The organism is Pseudundibacterium arcticum (genome assembly GCF_042646465.1).
GTDB classification, from domain to species: domain Bacteria; phylum Pseudomonadota; class Gammaproteobacteria; order Burkholderiales; family Burkholderiaceae_D; genus Undibacterium_A; species Undibacterium_A arcticum.
Genome location: NZ_JBHRTP010000092.1, coordinates 1 through 13,162, shown reverse-complemented (window position 1 = coordinate 13,162; position 13,162 = coordinate 1). Strand labels below are relative to the sequence as shown.

Below are 13,162 nucleotides of genomic sequence, written 5' to 3'. Positions count from 1 at the left end.
TTTCAATATCGAAAATAAACCATGCCATATCCCAGAACAAGCGGAGCCAGCATGAAACCGGAATCCCGCCAGGGCGCATGTAGCATTTCTCTAATGGGGTCATCCGGTGCCACGGCGAGGGTACGGGCCCCGAACGACTTCAGATAGCGAATCTCGTTTGGTATTTTGCACCGATTAAGATGAACGATTTCATTCACCTTAAAGGCGATGTCCGTCATGTCGTGGTTCACGCGACGACTAAGAAATGCGTACGGATTGTCATGGGCCTCTGGGTCGCCAATCCCGTACATCAGATTTGGTTCTGACCCGGTCGCCTTCGCCGTAGCCGCGGTGATTTTTCCTGACATGCCGGCGATGCGGGCTTGCGCAGCTGTCACATCCTGAGACGAGGAAAAAAATGACTTTCCGGAAAGCCCTGGGGCGTCAATATCATTAATGCGGCCAATTTCGACCATTGAGCGAGCGAGTGACTTTTTATCACTGAATGGGAACGGAGTATACGCTCTGCCGGAAGGCATTAGTCGCCGTGGGTGAGCCAGAGTGGCGGCCTTACTTACCAGGAGCTGCTTTCGGGCTCGGGATGCACCTACGAAAAGAATGCGGGCTTCTGCTAAAATATTATTAGCATTGATTCCTTGTCCGAATGCTGAAGGCGCAGGCATGTATAGCCTGACCTGATCTGCCTCGCGGCCTTTAGCTCCGTGAATCGTTCCTATGAGAGGACCTTCGAAGCCAAAATCGGGCATACAAAGATCGATCGGAGGCGATCCGTTCGCAAGTCTTTGTGCAAGCTTTCGAACCGAAATCCGCGTTTGCGATTCTCCTACCAGTCGCACCAGGATTGACCACCCCTCGTCGACCGTAACGTTGCATTGAATTTTTTTCTGCAGCCAGCGTTCCCTGAAAACCGATTCCGTTATTTCAGAATCAATCCAATTCCAGAACATGAGACATATCCATGCATGAATCATGGGAGGCAAACCGGACATTCTCAGGCGATGTGGGCGCATCCCCAGATATCCGGAAGCTTGAAGAGCCTCGCCTCGTCGACGGAACAGAAGAAATGAATTCCCGAGATCGTCCGGGAGATTCTTCAAATCGTCCCCGTAGGCATCGAGAAGTCCATGATTTGCCTGCTGAATTAGGTCCCTGATTCCCTGAAGTTTTTTTTCTTCCGTTTCGGTTTTATTTCTCAACAGCGCTCTTCCGCTGGAGAACACCTTCTGAAGGGTAGGGTCACCGGTTCGGTAAATTTTCAGAAGTTCCATTTCTGTGAAATCATTGGCCATGAATCGCCGAATATTTTCTGGTAAAGTGCCGTTGGCTGCCGCTGCTGCAGGTTGGTCCTCGGCAAAGCCGTAGATACCTTGTGCCTCGTCTGACAGTACCGTGACTCCTGCTTCTCGTGGCAAGGCGTTGATCAGTTCCAGCATGAGCTGGACTCGAGCGCCGACCACATCCTGCGCCTCGTCAACAAGCAGATGCTTTACCTGCGAAAGGTATCCGAAAACGCCGTCGTGATTCTCAATTAACTCAATTACCTTTTTGATGTTGTCTTCGTAGCTGCCGGACATCGTTACATCATGATTAAATCCAGATTGAATTGCCCAGGAGTGTGCGTCGATTGTGGCAATACGTATGCCGGCCGCTTCATTGGGATTCGTAAGGTAGCTGCCAATTCTGCTGCGCAATTCGTGGACGGCGGTTTGGGTAAAACTGACCAGCCAGATTGAATTCGGCTCAAGTTCGGCGTGATCAATGAGCCATGCTACGCGCGCGCATGCGACTGCGGTCTTTCCTGTTCCTGGCCCCGCGTCAACCAATAGCCTTGCAGTGACCTCGGCCCTGATAACGCCAGTCTGCTCCCGGTCCCAATCTGTCGTAGTCGCGTCCGGTCCGGTTGATGGGGCGATAGCCGGCAATCCTGAAATTGGTTTTTGCGGCGAATTCGAGCCTTGCTCTTGCGGTATTAACTGAATGAAAGTGCCGTCTTGTAGGATATAAAGCTTGCTTTTGTATTTGACATGCGAGATATGGCCTGAGTTATGAACCGGGCGGTCAATTGTCTTTATTAATTTTTCACCATAGAAAACTTTGACACAAACGCTCGGCATTTCTCAACTTCCTTTCGGGTAGGCACTGGTATTGAGAGCTCATATCATGCCAGATTTGCAAATATTGCAAAAGGTAAACTGGTGGTTGCCGCTCGCTCGATTCTTTTGCCGTGTTTGGTGCATCGGAATTGTTGTATACCTCCGCCGCAGGGCATGGAGTACCGGTCAGTTTTTGCACAGTTCTGTGACATCGCGGGACCTGATATTGGCGATTGTTTGAATGGTTGTCTTGGTGAACTAGGCTGCCCCTACTGTGATTAGGTAGTCGTTTGCGACAGATTTAAATTCAACTTTGGCATAAAGTGCCTGAGCGGCCTTTGTAATATCATTGACCCGCCACTGGGCGCACCTTTTTTTTGTGCAGGATCGGTGGCATGCAGCTTCGGTGCCGGATCCAGAAAGATCACACCGTCGTGAATTGCCTTGAGCAGTCGCTCGGCAGACGTGTAGATACAATATTGTCTCAGATCCTTAACTCTGGTGGGGATAAAAGCCCGACGGGCTGCTAGGTGTTGCCTTGTTGCCTTGTTGCCTTGTTGCCTTGTTGCCTTGTTGCCTTTATGCCTTGTTGCCACCTCACGGCTTGTCGTGCTACAAGATGGCGACAGCACGAATTTTCTAATTGGTGAAGACTTTTTGGCGCTGACCCATTTTTGACCCAGGCTGCCGATTTCTAATCACCTATAGTCAGCCGCTGAAGCCCCGTAGAGGGGGCAATCGTTTGCAAAGCATGCGGGCGGGTCAATGAATTCCGGCAGCCTGGGTCAAAAATGGGTCAGCGCCAACACCTGCAGTCTAAGTTACGTTGCTGCTGACAAGCACTTCTTGGATGCGGCTAGGCCGCAATGGAGTCCGCGCGAATGAGCATTTCGGTTGAAGATCATGTGCGCGAGGAAGCACGGCGCACACTTGCAGCGTACCGCGCCCAGCCAAACTTGGTTCGCGAACATGTTGGAATCGAGGACGAAGTATTAAGCGGAGGATACGGTCATCGGCAAATCCACGAGCTAATACAAAACGCTGCGGACGCGATTCTCGAGAGCGGCAACGCCGGGCGAGTTCATCTGCTATTGACGCGTGAAGCGCTGTACTGCGCTAACGAGGGAGCGCCAATAGACGCAGAGGGGATTGACGCGATTCTTAATTCTCATATGTCCCGGAAGCGCGGTGCCCAGATTGGCCAGTTCGGTATTGGATTCAAGTCTGTTCTCGCTATTTCGACCCGCCCGGAGTTTCACTGCCGCTCCGGAAGCTTCGCGTTTGATGCGGATTGGTCAAGAGAACAGGTGCGCCAAGTGCTCCCGAGCGTGGACCGAACGCCTGTGCTCCGCTTGGCGAAAGTGTTGCCCCCTTCGGACGTGAGTGACGACGCGCAGCTGGCGAACCTCATGCGGTGGGCGACGACCGTCGTCAAGCTTCCTCGAACCATCGATGGTACTCAGTGGATTTCGCAGGATCTCGACGCCTTTCCGCGCGAGTTCCTACTCTTTTCTCCCCACGTGCAGCTCCTGACCATGGACGATCAAGTGACCGGCCGGATTCGCGAGATCGCGACCACGCATCACAAAAATCTCGTTGCAATCTCCGAAGCCGGAGACGAGGCGGAGTGGGCGGTGTTTGCCAAGGATGTCGATGTTAAACGGCTTAGTGTGGAGGCCCAGATGGATGCGGATCGAAAGACCCGAGACCGTTCAGCGTTACCAGTCCTTTGGGCAGTTCCGCGCGAAGGAAAGCGCTCGCGTGGCCAGTTTTGGGCTTTTTTTCCAACAGAAACAGAAACAAGCCTCACGGGGATCGTGAACGCCCCATGGAAAACGAATGCCGACAGACAGAACCTCCTGGACGGTCCCTTCAATCGCGCTCTTCTGAAGGAAACGGTCCGGTTGGTAAGCACGTCGCTTGCAGCGTTGTATCGACGCGACGATCCGGGCTATTTGCTAGACCTGCTTCCTACGAGAGCGTCAGACGCGGCAGGATGGGCCGACGCGGCCCTAATTGAGGAACTGGAGGCGGAACTGGTCTCGGTGGAGTGCGTGCCGAACACCTTTGGAAAGCTGCAACATACGAGTGTGGTGCAAATGCGTCCGGACGTTGCCCTGTCTGGACCAGTCGGCGACCTGCTGTCAGGCCCCGACGGCGAGCTTTCGGGCGCTTGGGTTCACAAAAGTGTGGAAAAACGTGAGCGACGGGCCAAAGCCGAACGTATTGGCGTCAAGAAGGCACTGATCAAGGCTTGGCTCAAGGCGCTTGCCGAACCATTGTCGCCAGCGTCGTCGGTGCGCGCTATTATCGCCGCCGGTGTCGTAGAGAAAGAACTGCCGCGGTCGCAGGTCGATGAGTTGCGCGACGCGGAAATCATTCTGACCGAGGCGGGCGGGTTAGTAAGTGCGAAGAGTCCGAGCCTCTTGCTGCCTCGGGCTGACGAACCTGGCGAGGCGAATGATCTGTTCGTACATCGAGTGGTTGCAGCTGATCCACAGGCTCGCAATGTGCTCCGAACCCTCAAAGTCCCTGAGCAAAGCGCCGCTTCGTATTTGAATTCCCTTCTCAGTGGCTACCGTGTCGACTGGGGGCAGGCTTGGTCTCACCTGAGAGAGCTTTCGTTGGTGGACGCTGTGACTATTCTTGCGAAACACGCAAGCCGCCACACGCTCCATGTGAAAACGTTGGCCGGCGACTACAAACCGTTGAGAATGACGCTTCTGCCCGGGCAGATCGTCCCAGCATCCGGAGAGCGTGATGCGGGCGTCTGTATCGATCTGGATTCTCACCGCGATGACGGCGATTTGCTTCGGAAGTTGGAAGCGACAGAAATTCCATTGCCCGGAAGGGATCAGCAATACACCCCTTGGTTCAATGGCTACCTTCACGCGGCGATAATCGAATTCTGCGCGAGGCTTCAGAAAGCCGCGGCGCGGCCACGGTGGGACCTCTTGTCGTTCGGAGAGTATCTGACAGCTGGCCCCTTGGACCCGCTGACCGTGCTCTCGGAAGAAGGTCGCGTTCGTATGACGCTCGCATTGGTTCCGCATCTGACAAACGAGCGATCGTGGGTCCTCCGGCACCAAACGCGACCAGAGGTTTACCCACCGTTGGAGTGCGTACCGCCGATCCGATGGATGCTGCAAAAGCATGGACGCCTATCCACGTCCCTCGGAACAAAGGACATACCGCACGCCGTGAGTTCTACGTTGGCAGCATGGAGCCAAATCCTGCCAGTAGCCACGCTTGATGCGGCATCGTCATCGGCGTTGAAACTGCCGGATTCACTTAAAGCTCTGTCAGCTCTGCAGTGGACTGCCGGGTTTACTCAGATCCAACATGTGTCCGATGAACGCCTCGTGGGGGGGTTCTATCGGGCGGCAGCTGAAATCATCAATCCGGCGCCAGCGCTGTTGTGGTGTCGACAGGGCGAGGACACGGTCGCCCGGCCGCCTTCAACGATTCACCTCGCCAGCGACGCCGAGACAGCTCAGGCGCACCGTACCGCAGGAGTCCCATCCGTTATTGTCCCGGATCGGAAGAGCGTGGAGCTGCTTGTTGATCGCTGGGGAATGCAGAGGGCTGCTGGCACAGTGCGCTATGTCGCCACATCGGACGAGACTCCGTTGACCGATGCATTCCCCGGCCTGCGGCGCTACTTGTCCGAGGCGGACTGGCAGACACCTATGCAGCGTTGTGATGATATCTGGTTCGAGTCTATCGGCGAGGATGCAACTGGAGTGGTTGGTCTCCAATTCGCACGAGTGGGCGACCGACTGTGCTTCCTAACGAACCTCGTTCCATTTGATTTGGTTAGACACATTGCCGCGGATCTTGAGGTCACGCTCAGCAATGACCAAGTTCAGGACGTGCTGGACTACGCGCGACGTGAAGCGCGTCAGCGCGCAGTTGAGGTTGCCCGCGCGAGCGATGACGTCTCTGAAAAGCTTGTCTCGCTCATGGATGCCGCCACGCTCCTGAACGGGCTCCCCGCTGGCGTGCAATCGATTCTTGTCGAACGACGCGAACATCGGTCCGCGCAGCACGTGGCGCGAACGGCGTTGGCTGTGTACGGAGTCGAGGTCCTCCCGCACTATGCCGAAGCACTTGCCCGCGCTGGTCTCGAGCCACCGAGCCGGTGGGGCAGCAGCCCCAGGGCTCAAGAGTTTGTCGACGAGCTGGGTTTCCCTGCAGAGTATGCCGGATTCCAACGGCTACGGCGTGACCCGACCTTGGATGTGGATGGCCCGATTGAACTTAAGCCCCTGCACGAATTTCAGAAATCGATTGGCAGACGTATTCAGGATTTCATCCAGAAATCGACACCGGAACGAGGTCTTCTTTCATTGCCGACGGGGTCTGGAAAGACGCGCGTAGTTGTTCAAGCAATCGTCGAATCCATGGAGCGCGGCGAGTTTGACGGTTCTGTCGTGTGGGTAGCACAATCCGACGAATTGTGCGAGCAAGCCGTTCAGTCGTGGGCGCAAGTCTGGCGGGCATTCGGGCCGCGCCGCCGTCTGCGGATCAGTCGCCTGTGGGGTCAGACAAACAACCGCGTCGTGGAAGCCATCGCCCCGCATATCGTCATCGCGACTTATCAGAGCCTGGCCAGTCGCTTGCGTTCACCCTCGTATGCGTGGCTGCTTGATGCGACGTGCATCATTATCGACGAAGCGCACGGTTCGATCGCACTGTCCTACACGGACATACTGGACAGCTTTGGCCTGACAGCCCGCAACACGGCACGTCCGTTGATCGGCTTGACAGCCACCCCATTCAGGTCAGCAGCAGATCCAGCTGAGACTCAATGGCTCGTCAATCGCTATGGAAAGCAGCGTTTCGATCATGACGTTATCTCCGGCGACGATCCATACCCCGTGCTGCAGGGGATGGGCGTACTCGCACGAGTTGACCAGCAGGTTCTCGAGGGAGGGGATCTGACTCTGACCGAAGCCGAGCTTGCCGAATTAATTCAGTTCAAGCGCATTCCAGCGTCAGCAGAGTCGCGCTTGGGTCAGAGCGAGCCGAGAAACACCCGGCTGATTGAGTCTATCAAGACGCTTCCAAGCGATTGGCCGGTGCTCCTCTTCGCAACGTCCGTGGAGCACGCGCACTTGATGGCAGCGCTGCTCTCTATGGAGGGCGTCTCGGCGAAGGCAATATCTGGCGCGACGGATCCGGGAGCGCGACGACACTACATCGAGGAGTTTCGCCAAGGGCGAATTCGAGTTCTGTCGAACTACAACGTCCTGTCAACTGGCTTCGATGCGCCGTCACTGCGCGCCCTGTACATCGCGAGGCCAGTCTTTAGTCCAGTGTTGTACCAGCAGATGCTCGGGCGGGGATTGCGTGGGCCTCTGAACGGTGGCAAGGAGCGATGCCTTGTTGTGAACGTCCAGGATAACATTGCCCAGTTCGGTGAACAGCTCGCCTTCCGTCACTTTGAATACCTTTGGAAAGGCGAGTCGACCGTCTGAAGCGTCCGCCTTTACGCAGGGCCGTTTTAGTGCACAGCTTCCGCCACGCGTTCTATCGGAATGTGATCGACAACGGCCTGACGCCAATCGAGTGTGACACGACGCGCGTAACGACACGCTCGCCAGCGCGGATCGGGAAGTTCCGCAAATGCGTCCATGACTCCAGGTAGCTGATGCGCGGAAACGACCTAATTGATGCCGCGTCAGTGAGGCCTGTTGCCGGAGATGGAGCGTCGATATGGCAAGGCCCATACAAAATGGTTCTTCTTGGCGACGGGCCCAGCTTTCGTACATGCTGCGGATTTCCTCGACTCCCCGGTGGACCACCCGGCATCATGTGCTATGAAAACCTATTATGGAGTGTGCGGACTCTATGAGATCCGCAACCTTGTTGGGGGCATAAGGTACATTGGTTCATCGGAAGATTTAGGGAAAAGGCTTGGTGCTCATCGGAACCAGTTGCGCAAAGGCATTCACGGCAACCGCCTGCTGCAAGGGGCATGGAATAAATACGGCGAGGCCGCCTTTGCCTTCCGCGTGGCCGCCCTGCTCGTAGAAGCCGATCAGTTCCCCACCGAGGGTCGGTGGATAAAAGCGTGCCTGGCCGATGGCGAACTGTTGTACAACCTGGCCGACGATGTGCTTGCGCCAGGCAAGGGGTACAAGCACACGCCTGAAACACGGGCGTTGCGACGGTTGATTACCATCGCCCGTTTCGCCGATCCGAATGAGCGCAAGAAAGTATCGGATTCGGCGAAGCGTACACTGGCCGATCCCGAGATTCGGGCGAAACGGTCGGCGCAACGCAGGGCCGAAAATGCCGATCCGGCAATGCGCAAAAAGCGGTCGGATGGCATGAAAGCCTATTACGCGAACACGCCGGGCGCACGCGAAAAAACGGCGGCAGCGGTCAGGAAAACGCGCCAACGGATGAAGTTGAATCAGGTGGAGAACCCGCCATCAACCGCGCCCGAACCGCCGTTAGTGGTTCCTGCGATTCCGTTGGAGTCACCCCTCAAGATGCGCGATATACCGTATCTGCTGATAGTCAACGGCGACACCAAGACCTTAACCGAGTGGGCCAAGGGCGTCGGCATCACGACCCACGCCATCGTGTTCCGACTCCAAAATGGCTGGACACCAGAACGGGCTGTCTCGGAGGTTGCTCCAGAACGCCCGAACGCGAAGCTGACGCTGGAACAGGCGACACAGATTCGCGCGCAGTACCCGGCCAAAAGTTACGCCGAGCTGGCCTCGCAATTCGGCGTGGACAAAAAGACGGTCCTGAATATCATCCATGGCCGCATCTTCCACGACGACGGTTATGCGCCGACGAATCACGATTGGGCGAACTGCGCCGAGCGGTCAACCATCAAGTCCACCAGTCACCTGATCACCGTCAACGGCGAAACCAAGACACTGACGGCCTGGGCCGACGACTTGGGTATCTCCCCGAATACCATTCAGGCGAGGCTAAAGAATGGATGGACGCCGGAAGCAGCGGCAAGCGTCAAACATCGGCCGCTCCACAATCAGAAATTGACGCCAGGGGATGCTGCAAAAATCCGCGCATCTTATCCGGCGACCCCAAGCACGAAACTCGCCGTCATGTTCGGCGTGAGCAAGAAAAGCATTCTGAATATCCTGCACGGCAAAACATTTAAATAGCAATGCTGCTTCTGCGAGCCAAGCCGCCATCGGGCGGCTTTTTTTTGTGGTGAATAGGAATTCGAGAAGCTGATAGAGCAAGCGACCTTCTGGTTCAAACAGGGCGCCGACGCGATCGATCCGCCATCCTTGCACGAATAGGGCATGGCGCTGGCGCAAGGCGCTCAAGGCCCCGATCACGTCGCCCGCGGCGAGGAAATGGTGTATCGCGCGAGCCAGCTCGACAACGTCGACGCGGCCGCGTGTGTTGGCCAATGGCTCATGTTTGGCTCCAAGACGTTCGAGGTGGACGTGGAAGAGGCCCGGATCTTTCTGGAACGCGCGGCCGAATGCTCGCCAACGGGCATGGCGTCGCGACAGACGAAGCGGGCGCAATGGAATGGCTGCTCAAGGCGGTTAAAAAGGGCCATGCGCTGGCAAGTGTGGCCTTGGGGCGCATCAAGCGGGCTGCAATTGCGGGGAGCGTGGATTTCCAAGAAGCGGAGGATCTTTTCCGCATCGCGCTGGTTGACGCCAACGTCGCACGACTCGAACTGGCTGAGCTTTACACCCTGCATAGCGAGGCCCCCCAGCACCGCTTGGACGCGGCGAGCTTGCTTCAACAGTGCTACGAGTTCGCCCTCGAAGAGGACGACAAGGAGCTCGCGGAACTGTGCAAGCTCAAATCGCCGGCGGCCGTCGCCGAACTAGTGCGAGCCCTCCCGCGTATGGATACCACCATGCGCAAGAGCGCCGTCTTTGTCACGAATTTTTTCACCGCGAACGGCCAGCCGCACCGGAGAAGGAGCGATCAAATCGAGGCATTTTGGGTGAAGGCTAGAGCCTTCACCGACATCGCGCAGCAGGCGTCGGCTGCAAATCGCACGGCCGCACCGGCGCTGCCGTTTAGTCCCGAGCGGAGCGGCCCACAAACGCCTGGCGCAAAAACAGCCAGTCCAAGGATGCGCGGGGCAAGACTAGCTTTGGAGCTGGCGGCGAAGCCCGCACTGAAACAAGGACGCAACGACTATTGCGGATGTGGCTCTCAAAAGAAGCACAAAGCATGCTGCGGCCGATGATCGAACCCGCTCGCCGCGACAGGAGCCTTCGGCAACGCAGCGCCGGCTAAAACCTACGCCGGGTTGCCCGAGCATGGCGCTTCAGGGGATGGTCAAACGAAAGCGAAGTATCTTGGCGAGCCCCGATCGTTGCGGTCACAACCTGCGCCTGATTATGAGAAAGCTCCTGTTTTTTGCGCCGCAATAGTCGCGCAGCTTTGGCTTGCCATGAAAAATGCCGTGTGTCGCGAACGACTCGTGATCGTCAAATTTTGAATTGTTCAGGGTTGACTAAATAGATGTTGACAATCAAGCCGTTATTATTTCAATATTCATTGATAAAGATATTTCCCGGAACTACTGCACGGACTGAATAATTTAACTGTTTGCGAAACACTTACTGTGTCTTTTCGATTATAGGGGGAATTATGTTTCGGCCATCAATTTTGTGGATCGTTGTTTTTGTCGCAATAAGTGGCTGCACCACTCAACTTAAAAGCGATTTGATTCAGCCCGATTCATACCTGTCCAGCGCCGCGACACAAAGGGGGCTGTTCTATCGACTTCCGGCAAAGCAAATTACGGTGACAGTGGATTTCGAATTAACCCGATGCACTGCCGTACCCGACTTAAACAATAAAAGCAAAATACGTCTTGACGCCAAAGTGACGGCAACGCTTGCCGAGAATATTATTGGAGACAACACACAAACCTATGTATTGGATTATGAGGCGTTGGCTGCTACGACCAAGGTAACTAATATGGACATTGGTGTGACTGATACCGGCCTTTTGACCGGTATCAATAGCGCCGTCGTCGATCAAACCGGCAATGTCATTAAAGACACTGCAACATCCGTAGCAAGCATTGCGCGTGCAATTGTTTTGCCGTACTCGATTCCAGACATGGTCCCATTAGATTTCCGTGGCACACCGCCAGTGCCTCCAAAACAAACGAAAAAACCGAAATTATCTCCGCCTGAAGATTTGTGTAAAACATTCAATATTGTAAAAAATGCACTGGACGATGCCCAGAAAAAGTACAAGGCAGATCCAAAATTAGATACCGCTCGCGCCAATCTCGAAATGGAGATTACCGCAGCGGAGGCATTGATCACGCAGCTAAAAGCCGACGCAGAGTTCCATTCGAAGTTCGGAACAAAAGCACTGCAGAAAGAGACTCTTGCCGAAATCGAGGCAACCAACAAGCTGAAACATCAAAAAACCGCCGAATTAAAGAGTAAGGGGGAGTCGACCACCGATGCTGATGCAAAAACTCTGGCCGATGCCAAGGCAAAGCTTTTCTTTGCTAATTCTCTCAGCTTTATCCCCAGAGCTGATAATCTGGTCCAAACTGTCGAGCTGCCCATCGATGACATAAGTCCGTTATTTGAACATACGTCAGCGGCGACCATCGCAGTGTGCGGGAAAGACTCGTCCAATTTTAATTGCGTAGCGGCGCCGACCGTGACAATTTCGTTTGAACTTGAATCAAAAAAGGTTGCACAGACGGGGACAGCACCCGTTGGGAATGATTCGAAAAACCACGCCGCGACCGGAACTGACTCGAATTTTCGGAGTAACTCTCAACACGATCCCATCCAATTGGGGATCGCATTTAGGATGCCTGCGACAGCAAGAGCGGTGATTGAGGTTTCTAATCCCGCAGACACGGATCAAAAAACAAAGTTAACGCTGCTCGATAGGATCGTTCAAATTCCGCAGTTAGGCCCGATCGGTTCGCTTACATTGACCAACAAGGCATTTGACGACAACCTCCTGAATGTGGCGTTCAATGGCACTGGAGGCATCAGTAAACTCACATTCCAATCAAAATCCCAAGCTGCCAATGCCGCATCTGCTGCGAATAGTGTTGCATCAACATACCTAGATTTTGCCAAGACTCGCCAGGCTGATCGTGTAGACACCGCAAAACAACAAATCGATTTGAACAAAAGCCAAGCGTCAGCCAGCGCCGATGTCGCCTCAAATAATGTAAAAACGCTTCGGGATATCCAACGGTTGCAAGCATTACGTACGGGGCAAGCGAGCACGAACGAAATTACCCTGGAATCAATGAAAACAGAACAGGAAATTTTGGATCAGCAGCTTCAAATCATCAAAACCAAGAACGCAATCAACGACGAAATTATCAAGGCTAACGCCAAGCAAGGGAACTAGACGTAACGGATTGTCCTGCTGCACGCTGGCTATACCTTAGGAAACGCTGATTAATTCGCCAGCCATCGGTTCCGTCCACATGCCAGACCTGCGACAATAACGTCACTCTGAACACCAGCGTTTCGACCATGCAGAAAAGTTTTTCCGACTTTGAGTACGCCGCCAAGAAGAAGCTCACGCGGCGCGACCGTTTCCTTGCCGAGATCGATGCTGTGACGCCGTGGGCGAAGCTGGAGGCGCTGATCGAGCCGTTTTATCCAAAGGTCGCCGGTCCAGGCCGACCGCCAATTGGCCTCGCGCGCATGCTGCGCATGTACGTGGCGCAGCAGTGCTTTGGTTTGTCGGATGAAGGGATCGAAGATGCGATTTACGATAGCCAGGCGATCCGTGGCTTTGTCGGTATCGACCTCAACCGCGAGTCCGCGCCGGATGCGACGACCTTGCTGAAGTTCCGGCATCTGCTTGAGGCCAATGAACTGACCCGCAAGATCTTCGACACGATCAACGGGCACTTGGCCGAGAAGGGTTTGATGATGCGCGAAGGCACCATCGTCGATGCCACGCTGATCGCGGCCCCGCCCTCGACCAAGAACAAAGACAAGAAACGCGACCCCGACATGCACCAGTCGAAGAAGGGGAACCAGTGGCGTGTGTCACGAACACAGGCGTGAACCTGTGATGCTGTACTGAAGATGGGAGAAGGC

General features: G+C 55.1%; 5 protein-coding genes and 1 pseudogene. 5 read left to right on the top strand and 1 reads right to left on the bottom strand.

What is annotated here, in order from left to right; genetic code table 11:
• Positions 1–2 precede the first annotated feature (2 nt).
• Entirely contained in the window at positions 3–2,114 is a 2,112-nt protein-coding gene (locus tag ACFOFO_RS23850) for a UvrD-helicase domain-containing protein (RefSeq protein WP_390333163.1), read from the bottom strand.
• A gap of 860 nt (positions 2,115–2,974) precedes the next feature.
• Between ACFOFO_RS23850 and ACFOFO_RS23845 the strand changes: the two genes are divergently transcribed.
• The 5 genes and pseudogenes from ACFOFO_RS23845 to ACFOFO_RS23825 all read left to right on the top strand — a co-directional run.
• Complete coding sequence (locus ACFOFO_RS23845; protein ID WP_390333160.1) at positions 2,975–7,573, top strand: DEAD/DEAH box helicase; 4,599 nt, start codon at positions 2,975–2,977, stop codon at positions 7,571–7,573.
• Between the two features lie 342 nt (positions 7,574–7,915).
• A complete protein-coding gene (locus tag ACFOFO_RS23840) occupies positions 7,916–9,241 on the top strand; it encodes a GIY-YIG nuclease family protein (protein ID WP_390333159.1) in 1,326 nt (441 codons plus the stop codon).
• 329 nt (positions 9,242–9,570) lie between these two features.
• Positions 9,571–10,299 (top strand): SEL1-like repeat protein, encoded by a 729-nt coding sequence (locus ACFOFO_RS23835; protein ID WP_390333157.1) that lies wholly within the window; start codon positions 9,571–9,573, stop codon positions 10,297–10,299.
• A gap of 407 nt (positions 10,300–10,706) precedes the next feature.
• Positions 10,707–12,458 (top strand): hypothetical protein, encoded by a 1,752-nt coding sequence (locus tag ACFOFO_RS23830; RefSeq protein WP_390333156.1) that lies wholly within the window; start codon positions 10,707–10,709, stop codon positions 12,456–12,458.
• Positions 12,459–12,586: 128 nt separating this feature from the next.
• Positions 12,587–13,105: pseudogene (locus ACFOFO_RS23825) on the top strand (IS5 family transposase); the annotation flags it as partial.
• Positions 13,106–13,162: the final 57 nt, after the last annotated feature.

Excerpts from the sequence above, each read along its gene's own strand:
- ACFOFO_RS23850 (WP_390333163.1), bottom strand. The coding sequence starts at position 2,114 with ATGCCGAGCGTTTGTGTCAAAGTTTTCTATGGTGAAAAATTAATAAAG.
- ACFOFO_RS23845 (WP_390333160.1), top strand. The coding sequence starts at position 2,975 with ATGAGCATTTCGGTTGAAGATCATGTGCGCGAGGAAGCACGGCGCACA.
- ACFOFO_RS23840 (WP_390333159.1), top strand. The coding sequence starts at position 7,916 with ATGAAAACCTATTATGGAGTGTGCGGACTCTATGAGATCCGCAACCTT.
- ACFOFO_RS23835 (WP_390333157.1), top strand. The coding sequence starts at position 9,571 with ATGCTCGCCAACGGGCATGGCGTCGCGACAGACGAAGCGGGCGCAATG.
- ACFOFO_RS23830 (WP_390333156.1), top strand. The coding sequence starts at position 10,707 with ATGTTTCGGCCATCAATTTTGTGGATCGTTGTTTTTGTCGCAATAAGT.